This is a genomic window from Rhizobium bangladeshense, from assembly GCF_001662075.1.
In the GTDB taxonomy this organism is placed as follows: Bacteria; Pseudomonadota; Alphaproteobacteria; order Rhizobiales; family Rhizobiaceae; genus Rhizobium; species Rhizobium bangladeshense_B.
This window is the reverse complement of sequence record NZ_LYPL01000022.1, coordinates 63937-80241: the sequence shown is the minus strand read 5'-3', so window position 1 is coordinate 80241 and position 16305 is coordinate 63937. Positions and strand designations below refer to the sequence as shown.

Genomic DNA, 16305 nt, shown 5'->3' with positions numbered 1-16305 from the left:
TTAGAGCGAGAGACTTCGTCGCCAGCAGCGCCGCCGCCCTCGTTCAGTGAGTGGGCTTATAGAACCAACCCCTTTTCCAAGTCAACAGCCATACCAAAAGTTTTTTGACATTTTTGTAACAGGCTGAAAATGAAGGGTTTTTATCTCTTGTTTTCAAAAACGAGCAAATCTGCCGCCCGATGGGGCGGTTTTGAGATTCGTTTTTGCCGAATGCTCAAGGAAGGACTTCGGCAAGGACGATAAGATCCTATATGGGAAGCCTGGCGCGAAATTCCAGGGCGCTTGCCTATGGCGCGGCACGATCGTTAATTTGGCAGCGGTGATGATCCAGCGGAGCGAAGAATGCTTGTCCTCGATGAAGAACAGACGCGCGCGGCCCTGCCCTGGCCGGAACTGATTGCGGCGATCGCCGACATGTTCGACAGCGACTGCGTCATGCCGGTGCGACATCACCATGAGATGGCTGTGCCGAACGAGGAGAGCGCCACATTGCTTCTGATGCCGGCCTGGGTTCCCGGGCGTTATGCCGGGGTGAAGACGGTCTCCGTCTTTCCCGGCAATATGCGGCGCGGTCTGCCGGCGATCTTCGGAACCTATCTTCTTTCCTCCGGCGCCACCGGCGAGATGCTGGCCGCAATCGACGGCGGTGAGCTGACCGCACGGCGAACGGCGGCGGCATCGGCGCTGGCAGCCCGTTATCTCGCCCGCGCCGACGCCGAGGAGATGCTTGTCTGCGGAACCGGCCGCCTGTCGCTCAATCTGATGCTCGCGCACGGCACGGTCCGGTCGATCAAAAGATACCGGGTCTGGGGTCGCAACGGACAGGCTGCGGAAAAGATCGCCGCCGAGGCCCGAGCGCTCGGCCTGAATGCCGAGGCGGTGGCGAATGCGGAAGCCGCAGCGCGAAAGGCCGATATCATCTCCTGTGCCACGCTTTCCAACGAGCCGCTGATCTCAGGCGAATGGCTGAAGCCCGGCGCTCATCTCGATCTTGTCGGCGCCTTCAAGCCGAGCATGCGCGAAAGCGATGACGAGGCGATCCGCCGCGCCAGCGTCTATGTCGATACCCGTGCCGGCGCTATTAGCGAGGCGGGCGATATCGTCCAGCCGCTGAAAAGCGGCGTGCTGAGGGAAAGCGACATAAGGGCAGAGCTTGCGGAACTTGTCAGCGGCGCCCATGGCGGGCGATGCGATGAGACCGAAATCACGCTGTTCAAATCTGTCGGCGCGGCGCTGGAAGATCTCGCCGGCGCGATTCTTGCCTATGAAACGGTGACGGGCCGCAAGTGACGATCAGTCCTTCATTGCCGGAACTTCCGGTTTCACATGTCCTCCCGGCTATCGGCGCGGCGTTGGCCGAGCACAAGCGCGCGGTTCTTTCGGCGCCGCCCGGCGCCGGCAAAACGACCTTGGTGCCGCTTTACCTGCTCGAGCAAGCCTGGCGCGGCGACGGCAGGATCATCCTGCTGGAACCACGGCGGCTGGCCGCGCGGGCGGCGGCAAGCCGGATGGCGTCGTTGATCGGCGAACAGGTCGGCGGCACGGTCGGCTACCGCATGCGCCTTGACAACAGGATCTCGGCGTCGACACGGATCGAGGTGGTGACGGAAGGGGTCTTTGCCCGGATGGTCCTCGATGATCCCGAACTCTCCGGCGTCTCGACCGTGATCTTCGACGAATTCCACGAGCGTTCGCTCGATGCCGATTTCGGGTTGGCGCTAGCGCTCGATGTTCAATCGGCCCTGCGCGAGGATCTGCGCATCCTGGTAATGTCGGCGACGCTCGACATTGAACGTGTGGCCGCCCTGCTGGAAGATCCGCCTGTCATCGAAAGCCTGGGACGCAGCTTTCCCATCGATATCCGTTATCAGGATCGGCCGGGCGGCGAACGCATCGAAGATGCCGTAACGCGGGCGATTGTCGACGCGCACGCCAGCGAAACCGGTTCGATCCTTGCTTTCCTGCCCGGCCAGGCGGAAATCACGCGGACCGCAGAGCGGCTGCAGGGACGATTCGGCCCCGAAACGCTGATTGCGCCGCTTTACGGCAACCTTGGCCAGAAGGAACAGGACGCCGCGATCCGGCCCGCCGCCGCCGGTCAGCGCAAGATCGTGCTTGCGACATCGATTGCCGAAACCTCGATCACCATCGATGGCGTGAGGATCGTCATCGACAGCGGGTTACAGCGTCTGCCGGTGTTCGAGGCATCGACCGGAATCACCCGTCTCGAGACGGTGCGCGTGTCGCGGGCTTCGGCCGATCAGCGAGCCGGCCGCGCCGGGCGAACGGAACCGGGCATCGCCGTCAGGCTGTGGCACCAGGGACAGACGGCGGCGCTGCCGGCCTTCACGCCGCCGCAGATCCTTTCGAGCGATCTTTCCGGGCTGGTGCTCGATCTCGCGCACTGGGGCGTTCAGGACCCGGCATCGCTCGCCTTTGTCGATCAGCCGCCGGAAACCACGCTGAAGGAAGCACGGACGCTGCTTGGTCAGCTCGGCGCGCTCGACAAGGACGGAATGCTGACCGCGCGCGGCAAGGTCATGCGCGATCTCGCCCTGCCGCCACGCCTTGCCGCGATGGTCGTGTCGGCGGGCGAATCGGGGCATGCCCGGGATGCGGCATTAATCGCCGTGCTGCTGACCGAACAGGGGCTCGGCGGAACGAGCCTCGATATCGAGGAGCGGCTGCGGCGCTTCAGGGCCGAGCGCGGCGAAAGGGCCGAGGCCTCGCGGCGGCTGGCAGGGCGGCTGGCGAACGGCCTCGACAGGGTTGAGGCAGCGGCGCCGGCGCTGGCGGGGCAGCTGCTGCTGCACGCCTTCCCCGACAGAATAGCGCTTCAGCGCGGTGGACGCGGGCGATTCGTGATGGCCAACGGGCGGGGAGCGGAGCTGCCGGAAACCGAGAGGCTCGCCGGCAGCCGGATGCTTGTCATCGCCGATCTCACCGGCCGGGCGGCACAGGCGCGGGTTCTGGCGGCCGCCGAGGTGACGCGCGGCGATATCGAAGCCGAGCTGCCCGGCGAGATCAGAACCGACGACCAGATATTCTTCGATCGACAGAGCCGGCAGATACGGGCGCGGCGCGCCACCCGGCTCGGCGCGATCATCTTCGACGAAACGCCCCTGCCGCGCCCTTCCGGAGCAGCCGTGATCCAGGCGTTGATGGAAGGCGTGCGCGAACTCGGGCTCGACCAGCTTGCCTTCTCGAAGGAAGCCGTTCAGCTTCGCGAGCGGATCGGGTTCCTTCACAGGACGATCGGCGATCCTTGGCCGGATGTCGGCGACGCCGCTCTGCTTTCCCGCCTCGACGAATGGTTCGCGCCGTTTCAGAGCGAGGCCCGCGGCCTCTCGGACGTATCGGCGGGCGGGCTATCCAACGGGCTGATGTCGCTGGTTCCGCACGAGTTGCAGCGTGATCTTGGCCGGCTTGCCCCGACGCATTTCGAGGCGCCGACCGGCCACAGACATCCGATTCAATACGAAGGCGAGGAGCCGGTGCTGACGATCCGGGTGCAGGAGCTGTTCGGGCTCAAGCAGCACCCGGCGATTGCCGGAGGCCGACTGCCGCTGCTGCTCGAACTGACGTCGCCGGCGCACCGGCCGATCCAGACGACACGCGACCTGCCGGGCTTCTGGGCCGGCTCATGGAAGGACGTGCGCGCCGAGATGCGGGGGCGCTACCCACGCCATCCCTGGCCGGAGCGGCCGGAAGAGGCATTGCCGACGACACGGGCAAAGCCGCGTGGTACATGAGGCAACCCAAGGAGCCCCTCGGAATGATCGACAAGGCGGAAAGCCATACGATGGAGGATCGGCACAGCAGCCGCAGGCTGCGCCTGCAGACGCTGGTGCGGCTGCGCTGGCTTGCCGTCGGCGGGCAGGCGCTGACCGTTTTCATCGTTGCCTTCTGGCTGAAATTTCCCTTGCCGCTGATCGCCAGCTCTTCGCTGATTGCCGCTCTTGCCTGGGTGAATTTCTATCTGACGATCCGCTACCCGCCAACGCGCCGGCTGGAACCGCCAGCCGCCTTTGCGCTGCTCGGCTTCGATCTTTTGCAGCTCTGCGCGCTGCTCTTCATCACCGGCGGTCTTGCCAATCCCTTCGCAGCCCTCGTCTGCGTGCCTGTTATCATCTCCTTTGCCTCGCAGCCGATCCGCTACAGCACCGCGCTGATCGGCATTGCAATGGTCTGCATCACGGTGCTTGCCTTTTCGCCCTTTCCGCTGCCGTGGTTCGACGGGGCCGAGATCAACGTGCACAATGTCATGCAGTTTGGCGTCTGGTGCTCGATCGCCTCGACAATGGCGTTTGCCGCTTTCTACGCCTACCGCGTCTCGATGGAAGCGAGCCAGCTTGCCGATGCGCTGGCCGCGACCGAACTGGTTCTGCAGCGGGAAAAACACCTTTCACAGCTCGACGGGCTGGCGGCGGCCGCCGCCCACGAACTCGGCACGCCGCTTGCGACGATCAGCGTCGTGGCCAAGGAAATGGAGCGGGAACTGAAGGACGACGATCGTTTCCGCGAAGACGTCATGCTGCTGCGCAGCCAGAGCGAACGCTGCCGTGACATTCTGCGGCGGCTGACGACGCTGTCTTCGGAAGACGAGGCGCATATGCGCCGGCTGCCGCTGTCCTCGATGATCGAGGAGATCGTTGCGCCGCACCGGGAATTCGGCATCGCGCTCGAGCTGATCGAAAAAAGCCCGCGCAAGAGCGAGCCGGTCACCGATCGCAATGCCGGGATCATGTACGGACTCGGCAACCTCATTGAGAATGCCGTCGACTATGCCAGGGAGAAAGTGACGATCACCATCGAGCACGATCACGACAAGGTGCTGATCGTCATCGAGGACGACGGCAACGGTTATTCACCCGACATCCTGACCCGGATCGGCGAGCCCTATGTGACCCGGCGGCAGAAGGAAGACACCGCCGGAGGCCTCGGGCTTGGACTTTTCATCGCCAAGACGCTGCTGGAGCGCTCCGGCGCATCGCTGATTTTCGAGAACCGCGAGCCGGAGAGAGCCGGCGCGCGCATCCGCATCGAATGGCCGCGAATGCTGCTCGACGCAAATTCGACAAAATGACTTTATCGGCATAAGTAGAATGAAAAACGATTGACCAAGATCGGGCGTTCAAGCGCCGGGACCTGAGACGATGACAGAACAGAATCATGGAAATTTGGCCGCGCCGGATGAAGACCATATCGGGCCCGACGCCAGCTTGCTGATCGTCGACGACGACGGGCCGTTCCTGCGCCGTCTCGCACGGGCGATGGAGACGCGTGGCTTTCAGGTGGAAACTGCTGAGTCCGTGGCGGAAGGCGTTGCGAAATCGAAAGGCAGGCCGCCGAAATATGCAGTGGTCGACCTCCGGCTCGGCGACGGCAATGGGCTCGACGTCATCGAAGCGATCCGCCAGCGGCGCGACGACACGCGAATCATCGTGCTCACCGGCTACGGCAATATTGCGACGGCGGTGACGGCCGTGAAACTCGGAGCCGTCGACTACCTGGCAAAACCCGCAGATGCCGACGACGTCTTTTCGGCGCTGACGCAGCGGGCGGGCGAAAAGGCCGAACTCCCCGAAAATCCGATGTCGGCCGACCGCGTGCGCTGGGAACACATTCAGCGGGTTTATGAAATGTGCGAGCGCAACGTGTCGGAAACGGCGCGCCGGCTCAATATGCACCGGCGCACGCTGCAGCGTATTCTCGCCAAACGCGCGCCGAAATAGGGAGGCATCCCTCAGACGTCGTCCACCGTGAACGGTTTTCCGTTCGCCCATTCGGCCATCATCAGCCTTTGCGCAGCGGCACGCGAGAAATTGAGTGTGACGGATTTGCGGGTGGCGGGCGCCATACGATGTTCCGGGGCCTCGCGAATCATGTGGGCGCCATAGCCATCCGAGAGGAAGAGCCCGCACTCCTCGGGAAAGATGTCGAGCGGCACGTCCTGGTGCGTGGCAAAGAACAGGCGGTCGCAATGCAGCCTGTATTCCGGCCATTTGCGATCGACCCGGAAATCTTCGATCGAGGTCTTGATCTCGATGATCCAGACCTCGCCCTTTTCCGAAAGCGTGATCAGATCGGCGCGACGCCCGCTCGCCAGCGGCAGTTCGGGCAGCACCGCGTGTCGCATTTCATGCAGCAATATCTGCGTGCCCCTCCGCACCATCATGGCCCTGTCCGATTGCCGACCATCGATTAACGGATTGTTATTGTAAACGCTCAAAATCGTCATGGATAACCATCGTGGGGCTGGGCAGGTTGTTGCAAAAAAACCATGCGCTTTTAATTTGCGCGGCGGACCATTTCGCCGCGCCGCAGCAGCCTTGCAAAGCGCAAGTTAATCGAAAATAAACCATAATCAACGATGGTCGAAAGACCGTTTCTCCTTGCCGCAAAACTTCAAGAGTCATTCATGCGCTTCCGCAATGCATTCCCTGTATTTGGCCTGCTGGCGACGCTCGTTCTGGCCGGTTGCTCCACGACCTCAGACAGCGCCTCCATCAACGACAAGGGCGCAGGCCCGACAGTCCAGACGGCTCAAATCTTCAATGACGCCTATGGCTTGACGAAGGATGCCGGATACTCGCTGCCGGCGATCCCGATCGACAGGGTCAAGCCGCAGTTCCGCCGCCAGGTCGTCAGCTACCAGACAACCGAGCGTCCGGGAACCATCATCGTCAACACGCGCGAGCGCTTCCTCTATTACATCCTGCCCAACGGCAAGGCGATGCGTTACGGCATCGGCGTCGGCAAGCAGGGCTTTGCATGGGCCGGCACCGCCTACGTCGCCTGGAAGCAGGAATGGCCGACCTGGCACCCGCCGAAGGAAATGGCTGAACGCCGCCCTGACGTCGCCAAATATGTCGAAGACGGCATGGGACCCGGCCTCACCAACCCACTCGGCGCGCGCGCCATGTATCTCTTCAACGAGGACGGCAAGGACACGCTGTTCCGCCTGCACGGCACGCCGGAATGGGCTTCGATCGGCACTGCCGCTTCCTCGGGCTGCATTCGCCTGATGAACCAAGACGTCATCGACCTCTACAGCCGCGTCCGCCCCGGCAAGGGCACGTCCAAGGTCATCGTCATCCAGTAAGGTAGAGACCGAATTCGGTATAAAGAAGGCCGCCGGGCTGTCGTTCCGGCGGCCTTTCTTATTCTCGACTATGCGCTCAACCGGCCTGCTTCGCCTTCAGCTCGAGGCGGCGGCGGTGGAGCACCGGCTCGGTATAGCCGTTCGGCTGCTCCCTGCCCTTCAACACGAGGTCGAGGGCTGCCTGGAAAGCGATCGATCCATCGAAATTACCGGCCATCGGCTGATAGGCCGGGTCCTGCTCGTTCTGCCGGTCGACGACGGCGGCCATGCGCTTCATCGTTTCGACGATCTGAGCTTCGCTGACCACCTTGTGATGCAGCCAGTTCGCCATGTGCTGGGCCGAAATGCGCAAAGTGGCGCGATCCTCCATCAGGCCGACATTGTTGATGTCGGGCACCTTCGAGCAACCGACGCCCTGATCGACCCAGCGCACGACGTAGCCGAGGATGCCCTGGGCATTGTTGTCGAGTTCGCGCTGGATTTCCTCCTGAGACCAGTTCGGCCGCACCGCGACCGGCACCGAGAGAATATCCGAAAGTTTGGCGCGTGCGCGGTCCTTCAGTCCCTGCTGAACCTTGGCGACATTGACACGATGATAATGGGTGGCATGCAGGGTTGCAGCCGTCGGCGACGGGACCCAGGCGGTGTTGGCGCCGGCCTTGGGATGGGCGATCTTCTGCTCCAGCATCGCCGCCATCAGATCCGGCATCGCCCACATGCCCTTGCCGATCTGCGCATGGCCGGAGAGGCCGCATTCGAGGCCGATGTCGACATTCCAGTTCTCATAGGCCGATATCCATGCGGCCTGACGCATGTCACCCTTGCGAATCATCGGCCCGGCTTCCATCGACGTGTGGATCTCGTCGCCGGTGCGATCCAGGAAGCCGGTATTGATGAAGACGACACGCTCGCGGGCGGCGCGGATGCATTCCTTGAGATTGACCGTGGTGCGGCGCTCCTCGTCCATGATGCCCATCTTGATGGTGTTGCGCGCCAGCCCAAGCGCATCTTCGACCCGCGAGAAGATCTCGGCGGCGAAGGCGACTTCTTCCGGTCCATGCATTTTCGGCTTGACCACATACATGGAGCCGGTGCGGGAATTCTTCTTCCGCCCGGCCGGGCCGATATCGTAAAGCGCGATCAGGCCGGTGATGACGGCATCCATGATGCCCTCAGGCACTTCGTTGCCATCGCGGTCGAGAATGGCAGGATTGGTCATCAGGTGGCCGACATTGCGCACCAGCATCAGCGAGCGGCGATGTAGCGCGAAGGCGGTGCCATCCGGACCTGTATAGTCCAGATCCGGGTTGAGCTTGCGGATGAAGCTCGCGCCGCCCTTTGCGACCTCTTCCTGCAGATCGCCCTTCATCAGGCCGAGCCAGTTGCGGTAGACGACAACCTTGTCCTCGGCGTCAACGGCGGCAATCGAATCCTCGCAGTCCATGATCGTGGTGATCGCCGATTCCAACCAGACATCGGAAATATGGGCCGGATCAGTCCTACCGATCGCCGTTGCCGCATCGATGACGATCTCGATATGGATGCCGTTGTTCTTCAGGAGAAGATGCGTCGGAGTGGCGGCATCGCCGCGATAGCCGGCAAAACGGCTGCCATCCGTCAGCACTGTCTGCTCACCATCGGTCGACCGGATGATGAGCGCTCCATCCCTGACGGCGAAGCTTGCGACATCCTTCCAGTGGCTGTCCTCCAGCGGCACCGATGCATCGAGAAAATCGCGCACCCAGGCGATGACCTTCTCGCCGCGCTTCGGGTTGTATCCCCTGCCCTTTTCGGCACCATCGCTCTCGGGAATGGCATCCGTGCCATAGAGCGCATCATAGAGCGAACCCCAGCGGGCATTGGCGGCGTTGAGGGCATAACGCGCGTTCATGACGGGAACGACGAGCTGCGGACCGGCGATCGAAGCGATCTCGGGATCGACATTCTGGGTCGAAACCTGGAAGTCCGACCCCTCGGGCAGGAGATAGCCGATTGCGCGCAGGAAGGACTGGTAATCATCCATATCGGTCGGAGCGCCGTGCTGGCGATACCAGTCGTCGATCTTGAGCTGCAGTTCGTCGCGCTTCTTCAACAGCGCCCGATTCCTGGGGGCGAGATCATGGACGATCGCCGAAAAATCGGCAAAGAACTTGTCCGCGTCGATCGCCAGACCGGGCAGAACCTCCTGGACGAGGAAATCATGAAGGACGGCTTCGACGGCAAGACCGTTCTTATCAACGCGGCTCATGCGATATTCTCCCTGGCAACGACTTTGAATGCTGCCACTTTGCCCGGCTTTCATTCACAGTCAATTCCGCAATAATTCGAAAGATTTATGCCGCACGGGAAATTATGCGTGACGTCACCCGCATCGGCAGTCCGTCCTGCGGCTGCGTCGTCAGCTTCTGCACCGGCCAGGGGTTGGTCGCTTCCGTCTGGTCGAAGCGAAAGCGGTGCATCATGACGGCAAGCGCGATCACCGCCTCCTGCAACGCGAAAGTCGCGCCGATGCAGACGCGCGGGCCGGCGCCGAACGGCAGGAACTGGAAACGGCCGATGCTGCCGCGATTTTCAGGAAAGAAGCGCTCCGGCATATAGGCGCGCGGCCTGTCCCAATAGAGTTCGTGACGATGCAGCGTCCAGGGCATGATGAGCACGGTGATGTCGGCCGGGATCTCGACCTTTTCGCCCTTCGCATTGGTCCAGACGTCATCGGCGATCGCGGCGCGATTGATGGAGGGTGCGGGCGGATAAAGCCTGAGCGCCTCCTCGAACGCTGCCCGCGTCACCGGCATGAGATCCAGCCATTCGACCGGCTCGGCGTCGCTTGCCAGAACAGTATCGATCTCCGCCTCCATTGCTTCACGAATATGCGGGCTGTTTGCGACGCAATAAAGCGTCCATGCCAGCGCCCGCGCGGTCGTCTCGTGGCCAGCGCCGATGAAGGTCAGGATATTGTCCTCGATTTCCTCCTTGGTCAGGCCGTCGGGACCGGCCTGTTCGAGAAGTAGCGTCAGAAAATCGTCCGGCGCGGCGGCGCGGTCAGCCTTCATCTTGGCAAGCCGCAAGTCCATGGTATCGCGCACGATCGCCCTGAATTTCTCCAGCACTTTCTGGCCGCCAATGCGGGTGAGCCGCGGCACCCAGGAGGGGGCGCGCAGCAGGTCCATCGGATCGACGCGGCCCATGCGGTGGAGAAGTTCGTTGACGTCGTCGGCAAAATGGCCGCTGGAGGACACGATTTCGCCGGAGAAAAGCGTTTCGGCAAGAATCGCAAAGGTGAGATCGGTCATGTCGGCGGCGATGTCGAAGATCTGACCGGCCGGACCGTCGCCCTCGTATTTGCGGACGTATTCTTCGGATTGCCGCAACATCTGGCCGGCGAAACCTTTGGCATGGCGCGGCGTGAAGACGGGCGCGACCGCCTTTCGCGACCGCTTCCAGACCTGGCCTTCCGCCGTCAACAGGCCATCCCGCAGGATCGGCCGCAGCACCAGCTGGCGAATGTCCGACATGCGATAATTCGCTGCGTTGTCGACCAGCACATGCTTGATCAGGCCGGGATCGTTGACGATCAGCGTGTGCTGACCGAAGAAACTCGTCCTGATCCAGGGCAGCGTGTAGGACGGCTCGCCCCACAGTTCGAGCGGATTGCGCAGGATGATGCGGATGATCTCAAGCCGGCTCGGCGGCACGGTACGCGGCAGCGGTGCCGGTGGAACGAAGGGATCAGGACGCATGTCCATCGGAAAAGCCTTTCGGGGAAGATCAGCGCTTCCCGTCAGGCTTGAAGCTAGAGCAGGCCCTTGAGTTCGTCCAGCTTGTCGTTGATCAGCCAGCCGTAATAATTCTCTTCGGGCCAAACGGTCGCACCGGAAGAACGGTTTTTCGCAGCGAGTGCGACGGCGCGCTGGCGCGAATTGCCGACATTATAAAGCGTCGCCGTCAGGCCGGGATTGCCCGAGATATCCATACCGGCAATCTCCTTATAGTCGTCGATCGACCTGCGGATGGAAGCGGCGACGAAGGCGAGCGAGATATCGGGGTCCATGATCGCCCTGTAAACGGCGCCGGCATTCTTCTCGTTCAGCTTGGGATAACCCGACACGCGACTGACGAGATCGGAGAGCATCAGCGCCGTCAGCGGATTGACCTGGCCAAGGCCGAAAGTCTGGCCAGCATAAAAGGGCTGGAAGAAGACCGCGCTGAAGCGGTTATTGGGGAAGCTCTGGCCGCCGACCGTCTTGCCGCGAAAATCGCTTTCCCAGACATCTTCCCGGCAGGACCAGAGCGTATAGGAATCGCTCTTGCCCCTGCACTGAGCAAATTGCGGCCGCGCCACGAAATCATCGACGTTTTCGCCGTCATAGGCGAAGCGGAAGCTTTCTCCGGCATAGGAGGCGGCCTTGACGTAATAGGCCTGCAGCCGGTCGTAGGCGTCGACATTATAGGTGTGTTCGCCGACGATGGCGCCGATGACATGGATGGGATTGATGCCGTAAGCGCTGGAGACCTTGCGGATCTTGGCCATCAGCTCGCGATCGGTCGCCAGCAGCTCATGGACCTTCTCGTATTTCAGATCGAAGCTGCTCTTGGTACCCTTGGTGCGGCGGACGGAAGCGCCCGGAATATCAGGCTGCTCGACGTGACGGTTGCCCGCCGGAACCGTCTGCATGGCGAAGGCCGGCGTCGAATTCACCAGGGCAGCGGCAATCAAAAGGCTTGTCAAAAGGCGTCGCACGATCCGCTATCCCGTCCGTTTATCGTCCTGCTTGCGATGCGGCTGACTGGACCAGAATCTTGGCCGAATAAAGCCGCAGCGGAAAACAAAACGGGCCTTCACTAGAAAGTAAAAGGCCCGCTGTCGAGACTGGAGTCGTCACAATCCGTCATTCACATCGGCAAAGACATGCACCGATGCGCCGAGATCACAGAATGAAGCGCGAGAGGTCGGTATTCTGCGCGAGATCGCCGACATGTTCACGCACATAGGCGGCATCGATGGTGATGGCCGTGCCGCCGCGATCCGGGGCGTTGTAGGAAATATCGTCCAGGACGCGCTCCATCACCGTCTGCAGGCGGCGCGCGCCGATATTTTCGACGGAGGAGTTCAGATGCACCGCGACATCGGCCAGCGCGTCGATCGCGTCTTCGGTGAAATCGAGGCTCAGGCTTTCGGTTTCCATCAGCGCCCGATACTGGCGGATGAGGCTCGCCTCCGTCTCGGTCAGGATCCGGCGGAAATCCTCCTTGTTCAGCGCCCGCAACTCGACGCGAATCGGCAGGCGGCCCTGCAGTTCCGGAAGAAGATCCGAAGGCTTGGAGACATGGAAGGCGCCGGAGGCGATGAAAAGGATATGGTCGGTCTTCACAGGCCCGTATTTGGTCGAGACGGTCGTGCCTTCGACGAGCGGCAGCAGGTCGCGCTGCACGCCTTCGCGAGAAACACCGGCACCCATGCCGCCGTCGCGGGCGGCGATCTTGTCGATTTCGTCGAGGAAGACGATGCCGTCATTCTCGGTCGAACGAACGGCCTCGCGCTGGATCACTTCATTGTCGATCAGCTTGTCGGATTCGTCGCGGATCAGATCGGTATAGGAAGCCTTGACCGTCGTGCGGACCTTCTTGGTGCGCCCGCCCATCGCCTTGCCGAACATTTCCGACAAATTGAGCACGCCGATATTGGCGCCCGGCATGCCGGGGATCTCGAAGCCGCCCATGCCGGTACCGGTATCGGCCACTTCGATGTCGATTTCCTTGTCGTCGAGTTCTCCGTCCCTCAGCTTCTTGCGGAAGTTTTCGCGGGTGGCGGGCGACGCGGTGGTGCCGACCAGCGCATCGAGGACACGCTCCTCGGCGCTCACATGCGCCTTGGCCTGGACCTCGGCCCGCTTCTTTTCGCGCACCAGGCCGATGCCGACTTCGACCAGGTCGCGGATGATCTGCTCGACATCGCGGCCGACATAGCCGACCTCGGTGAATTTGGTGGCCTCCACCTTGATGAAGGGCGCGCCGGCGAGTTTTGCCAGGCGGCGGGAGATCTCCGTTTTGCCGACGCCGGTCGGGCCGATCATCAGGATGTTCTTCGGCATGACTTCGTCTCGCAGGCTCGGGTCGAGCTGCTGGCGGCGCCAGCGATTGCGCAGCGCAATCGCAACGGCACGTTTGGCGTCATGCTGGCCGATGATGTAGCGATCGAGTTCGGAAACGATCTCGCGGGGGGAAAAGGTGGTCATTGCGTATCATTCTCCTGGCGGTCCAGGGCCATCAACAGCGCCCGGCCGTAATTAGTCGTTGTTTCGCCAAGTCCTTGAAAGCCCGCCTTGGTATAGGCTCTGATTGCGAACACATTGTCAGGATGCGGATCGACAAGGATCCGCTGCGCGCCCTTTGCAAAGAGCATATCGCAGAACCCTATCATAAAGGCCGGTCCGTGACCCTTGCCAACAAGCTCCTCTATGCCGATGAACTGGTCGATGCCGTAGGTGCCCTTCGGCTGGCCGGCGAGCGCTTCATCGTCCTCGTCGTCGAGATTGGCCGCCTGAATAAAGGCGAAGTCCTTTCCATTCAGCGTGACGATGAAGCAAGAGACGGAGGCCGTCTCGATATGCTCTGCCATTGAAGCCAGCGCCTCGGCCGGATCGCGCCACCAGCGCCTGACATGTCGGCTTTCCAGCCATTTGGCGAGGAGCGGCAGATCAGCCACGGCAAGCGGCCGGAAGGCATAGGGTTCAGCCTTCGGCATCCAGCAATTCCATCACGACATTATGGTTCGTGTAGACGCAGATGTCGGCCGCGATATCGAGAGCGCGGCGGGCGATCTCTTCGGCCGATTTGTCGGTATCCATGAGTGCCAGTGCGGCCGCGAGGGCAAAATTGCCGCCCGAACCGATCGCCGTCGTGCCGTGTTCCGGCTCCAGCACGTCGCCGTTGCCGGTGATCGCGAGCGTAATCGACTTGTCGGCGACGAGCATCATGGCTTCGAGATTACGCAGGTATTTGTCGGTGCGCCAGTCCTTGGCGAGCTCGACGGCGGCGCGCATCAGTTGGCCGGGATATTGCTCCAGCTTCTTTTCAAGCCTTTCGAGCAGCGTGAAGGCATCGGCGGTGGCGCCAGCAAAACCGGCGATTACTTCGCCCTTGCCGATGCGGCGCACTTTGCGGGCATTGCCCTTCATCACGGTCTGGCCGAGGCTCACCTGGCCGTCGCCCGCCATCACCACCTTGCCGCCTTTTCGAACAGTAATGATCGTTGTCATAAAACACCTGTCTGCCCATCACGCGGGCTTTTACCCGACCGCACATCGGCCTTGTTGGGCCCTATGTAAGCAGGCCGGAGCCGATTGCAAATGGGCCGGCTTTTCTCTTCACCGGCTTCTGGATATTTGCCGATGCGCCTGATAAGGAACGGCCTTATTCCGATGGAGGGCCAAATGGCCGAGACCGCAGCAAGCCGCACGGGCAGCGTTTCCCGCAAGACCAACGAGACCTCGATTTCCGTTTCCGTCAATCTCGACGGCACCGGCAAATCGAAGATTTCGACCGGCGTCGGCTTCTTCGACCACATGCTCGACCAGCTTTCGCGGCATTCCCTCATCGACATGGAAATCGACGCCAAGGGCGACCTGCATATCGACGACCATCATACGGTCGAGGATACCGGCATTGCGATCGGCCAGGCGATCTCCAAGGCGCTCGGCGACCGGCGTGGCATCACCCGCTATGCATCGATCGATCTTGCCATGGACGAGACGATGACCAAGGCAGCGGTCGATCTTTCCGGCCGGCCGTTCCTCGTCTGGAACGTCGTCTTCAGCGCGCCGAAAATCGGCGCCTTCGACACCGAACTCGTCCGCGAATTCTTCCAGGCGCTCGCCCAGAATGCCGGCATCACCTTGCATATTCTCAACCATTATGGCGCCAACAACCACCATATTGCCGAGACATGCTTCAAGGCCGTCGCCCGCGCATTGCGCACGGCGACAGAGATCGATCCGAGACAGGCGGGCCGTGTTCCCTCGACCAAGGGCACGCTCGTCTGAGCCTCTCAAGGGAGCGGCGACAATGACATCCAGCTATATTTTTCTGACGCCGCCCGGCAGCGCAGGCACTCGCCTTGACGAGACGCGAGTGATCCGCGACGGCTTCACATGGCTCGGCTTGCTGTTTCCATGGGTCTGGCTGCTCATCCATCGGCTGTGGCTATACGCGGCAGCGGCCTTTCTGGTGCAGGCAATCGGCGGTGCGCTGATGGACGAACCGGGTTTCTGGCCGGCGGGAGCGGCAATCACGCTGGGCGTGAACCTGCTGGTCGGTCTGGAGGGCCAGAACCTTCGTGTTCGCAACCTCGCCCGCCGCGGCTGGAACGAAGACGCACTCATTGCGGCCGATACGATCGGCATTGCCGAAGACGTCTACTTCTCCGATAAGGCGGTTCAGACGGACGCCGCCGTGCCGGGTTGGGAGAACAAGACCCGACCGAACAGCCCGCATGGCCAGGCTACATCGCTTGGTCTCTTTGGTTTTGATGGAGAACGCTGACGATGCGCGTCGCAATTATCGACTATGGTTCCGGCAATCTGCGCTCGGCCACCAAGGCTTTTGAGCGGGCCGCGCGCGAGGCGGGCATCGATGCGCAGATCGATCTCACCGACAAAGCGGATAATGTTGCCGCCGCCGATCGCATCGTGCTTCCGGGGGTCGGCGCCTATGCCGATTGCCGGCGCGGCCTCGATGCCGTGCCCGGCATGGCCGAAGTGTTGATCGAGGCTGTCGAAAAGAGGGCGCGGCCGTTCCTCGGCATCTGCGTCGGCATGCAGCTCATGTCCTCGCGGGGCCTCGAGAAGACGGTGACGCACGGCTTCGGCTGGGTCCCCGGTGATGTCATCGAGATGACACCTGACGATTCCGCGCTGAAAATTCCGCAGATCGGCTGGAACACGCTCGATCTGAAGCGCGAACATCCGCTGTTCGACGGCATTCCAACGGGCTCCGAGGGCCTGCACGCCTATTTCGTGCATTCCTACCATCTTGCCGCCGAAAATGCCGACCACGTCATTGCGACGGTCGATTATGGCGGGCCGATGACGGCTCTGGTCGGGCGTGACAACATGGTGGGCGCTCAGTTTCACCCGGAAAAGAGCCAGAAGCTCGGCCTCGCCCTGATCGCCAATTTCCTGCGCTGGAACCCGTAATACCGC

General features: G+C 62.0%; 16 protein-coding genes. 8 read left to right on the top strand and 8 right to left on the bottom strand.

Annotation, left to right across the window (positions count from 1 at the left end; translation table 11 throughout):
- Window positions 1–342 precede the first annotated feature (342 nt).
- From A7X77_RS29220 to A7X77_RS29205, 4 genes are all read left to right on the top strand, one after another.
- Window positions 343–1290 (top strand): ornithine cyclodeaminase family protein, encoded by a 948-nt coding sequence (locus A7X77_RS29220; protein ID WP_064686323.1) that lies wholly within the window; start codon window positions 343–345, stop codon window positions 1288–1290.
- Window positions 1287–3752 carry an ATP-dependent helicase HrpB gene (gene hrpB / locus A7X77_RS29215; protein ID WP_064686322.1) on the top strand — a complete coding sequence of 822 codons (2466 nt, stop codon included), beginning with the start codon at window positions 1287–1289 and terminating at the stop codon, window positions 3750–3752. The genes A7X77_RS29220 and hrpB overlap by 4 nt, the downstream gene beginning before the upstream one ends.
- Before the next feature lie 23 nt (window positions 3753–3775).
- Window positions 3776–5086, top strand: coding sequence for an ActS/PrrB/RegB family redox-sensitive histidine kinase (locus tag A7X77_RS29210; protein ID WP_064686321.1), 1311 nt, complete (start codon window positions 3776–3778; stop codon window positions 5084–5086).
- A 70-nt stretch (window positions 5087–5156) separates the two neighbouring features.
- On the top strand, window positions 5157–5735 hold the full coding sequence (locus A7X77_RS29205; protein WP_064686320.1) for an ActR/PrrA/RegA family redox response regulator transcription factor: 579 nt from the start codon (window positions 5157–5159) through the stop codon (window positions 5733–5735).
- Window positions 5736–5746: 11 nt separating this feature from the next.
- On the opposite strand, the gene A7X77_RS29200 is transcribed toward A7X77_RS29205, so the two are convergent.
- Together A7X77_RS29200 and A7X77_RS33250 are read right to left on the bottom strand one after the other, a co-directional pair.
- The gene (locus A7X77_RS29200) at window positions 5747–6241 is read right to left on the bottom strand and encodes an MmcB family DNA repair protein (protein ID WP_010029986.1); all 495 of its coding nucleotides are present in this window, start codon (window positions 6239–6241) and stop codon (window positions 5747–5749) included.
- The gene (locus A7X77_RS33250; RefSeq protein WP_156668169.1) at window positions 6216–6419 is read right to left on the bottom strand and encodes a hypothetical protein; all 204 of its coding nucleotides are present in this window, start codon (window positions 6417–6419) and stop codon (window positions 6216–6218) included. Before A7X77_RS33250 ends, A7X77_RS29200 begins: the two co-directional genes overlap by 26 nt.
- A gap of 2 nt (window positions 6420–6421) precedes the next feature.
- Here A7X77_RS33250 and A7X77_RS29195 point away from each other — a divergent pair, with 2 nt between their 5' ends.
- Window positions 6422–7105, top strand: coding sequence for a L,D-transpeptidase (locus tag A7X77_RS29195; protein ID WP_064686325.1), 684 nt, complete (start codon window positions 6422–6424; stop codon window positions 7103–7105).
- Window positions 7106–7181: 76 nt separating this feature from the next.
- On the opposite strand, the gene A7X77_RS29190 is transcribed toward A7X77_RS29195, so the two are convergent.
- From A7X77_RS29190 to hslV, 6 genes are all read right to left on the bottom strand, one after another.
- Window positions 7182–9353 carry a malate synthase G gene (locus A7X77_RS29190; RefSeq protein WP_064686319.1) on the bottom strand — a complete coding sequence of 724 codons (2172 nt, stop codon included), beginning with the start codon at window positions 9351–9353 and terminating at the stop codon, window positions 7182–7184.
- 85 nt (window positions 9354–9438) lie between these two features.
- On the bottom strand, window positions 9439–10851 hold the full coding sequence (locus A7X77_RS29185) for a cytochrome P450 (protein WP_064686318.1): 1413 nt from the start codon (window positions 10849–10851) through the stop codon (window positions 9439–9441).
- Between the two features lie 47 nt (window positions 10852–10898).
- Window positions 10899–11846: a DUF1402 family protein gene (locus tag A7X77_RS29180; protein WP_064686317.1), complete on the bottom strand. Its 948-nt coding sequence runs from the start codon at window positions 11844–11846 to the stop codon at window positions 10899–10901.
- 187 nt (window positions 11847–12033) lie between these two features.
- Window positions 12034–13341 carry an ATP-dependent protease ATPase subunit HslU gene (gene hslU, locus A7X77_RS29175; protein ID WP_064686316.1) on the bottom strand — a complete coding sequence of 436 codons (1308 nt, stop codon included), beginning with the start codon at window positions 13339–13341 and terminating at the stop codon, window positions 12034–12036.
- Window positions 13338–13850 carry a GNAT family N-acetyltransferase gene (locus tag A7X77_RS29170; RefSeq protein WP_064686315.1) on the bottom strand — a complete coding sequence of 171 codons (513 nt, stop codon included), beginning with the start codon at window positions 13848–13850 and terminating at the stop codon, window positions 13338–13340. Before A7X77_RS29170 ends, hslU begins: the two co-directional genes overlap by 4 nt.
- On the bottom strand, window positions 13837–14364 hold the full coding sequence (gene hslV, locus A7X77_RS29165) for an ATP-dependent protease subunit HslV (RefSeq protein WP_064686314.1): 528 nt from the start codon (window positions 14362–14364) through the stop codon (window positions 13837–13839). The genes A7X77_RS29170 and hslV overlap by 14 nt, the downstream gene beginning before the upstream one ends.
- A 174-nt stretch (window positions 14365–14538) precedes the next feature.
- Between hslV and hisB the strand changes: the two genes are divergently transcribed.
- The 3 genes from hisB to hisH are packed head-to-tail and all read left to right on the top strand — an operon-like array spanning window position 14539 to window position 16299.
- Window positions 14539–15147: an imidazoleglycerol-phosphate dehydratase HisB gene (hisB, locus tag A7X77_RS29160; RefSeq protein WP_064686313.1), complete on the top strand. Its 609-nt coding sequence runs from the start codon at window positions 14539–14541 to the stop codon at window positions 15145–15147.
- Between the two features lie 22 nt (window positions 15148–15169).
- Window positions 15170–15646 carry a DUF2628 domain-containing protein gene (locus tag A7X77_RS29155; RefSeq protein ID WP_064686312.1) on the top strand — a complete coding sequence of 159 codons (477 nt, stop codon included), beginning with the start codon at window positions 15170–15172 and terminating at the stop codon, window positions 15644–15646.
- A 2-nt stretch (window positions 15647–15648) separates the two neighbouring features.
- Window positions 15649–16299, top strand: coding sequence for an imidazole glycerol phosphate synthase subunit HisH (gene hisH / locus A7X77_RS29150; protein ID WP_064686311.1), 651 nt, complete (start codon window positions 15649–15651; stop codon window positions 16297–16299).
- Window positions 16300–16305 lie beyond the last annotated feature (6 nt).

Coding starts and splice junctions, on each gene's coding strand:
- A7X77_RS29220 (WP_064686323.1), top strand. CDS start 343: ATGCTTGTCCTCGATGAAGAACAGACGCGCGCGGCCCTGCCCTGGCCG.
- A7X77_RS29210 (WP_064686321.1), top strand. CDS start 3,776: ATGATCGACAAGGCGGAAAGCCATACGATGGAGGATCGGCACAGCAGC.
- A7X77_RS29205 (WP_064686320.1), top strand. CDS start 5,157: ATGACAGAACAGAATCATGGAAATTTGGCCGCGCCGGATGAAGACCAT.
- A7X77_RS29200 (WP_010029986.1), bottom strand. CDS start 6,241: ATGACGATTTTGAGCGTTTACAATAACAATCCGTTAATCGATGGTCGG.
- A7X77_RS33250 (WP_156668169.1), bottom strand. CDS start 6,419: ATGACTCTTGAAGTTTTGCGGCAAGGAGAAACGGTCTTTCGACCATCG.
- A7X77_RS29195 (WP_064686325.1), top strand. CDS start 6,422: ATGCGCTTCCGCAATGCATTCCCTGTATTTGGCCTGCTGGCGACGCTC.
- A7X77_RS29190 (WP_064686319.1), bottom strand. CDS start 9,353: ATGAGCCGCGTTGATAAGAACGGTCTTGCCGTCGAAGCCGTCCTTCAT.
- A7X77_RS29185 (WP_064686318.1), bottom strand. CDS start 10,851: ATGGACATGCGTCCTGATCCCTTCGTTCCACCGGCACCGCTGCCGCGT.
- hslU (WP_064686316.1), bottom strand. CDS start 13,341: ATGACCACCTTTTCCCCCCGCGAGATCGTTTCCGAACTCGATCGCTAC.
- A7X77_RS29170 (WP_064686315.1), bottom strand. CDS start 13,850: ATGCCGAAGGCTGAACCCTATGCCTTCCGGCCGCTTGCCGTGGCTGAT.
- hslV (WP_064686314.1), bottom strand. CDS start 14,364: ATGACAACGATCATTACTGTTCGAAAAGGCGGCAAGGTGGTGATGGCG.
- hisB (WP_064686313.1), top strand. CDS start 14,539: ATGGCCGAGACCGCAGCAAGCCGCACGGGCAGCGTTTCCCGCAAGACC.
- A7X77_RS29155 (WP_064686312.1), top strand. CDS start 15,170: ATGACATCCAGCTATATTTTTCTGACGCCGCCCGGCAGCGCAGGCACT.
- hisH (WP_064686311.1), top strand. CDS start 15,649: ATGCGCGTCGCAATTATCGACTATGGTTCCGGCAATCTGCGCTCGGCC.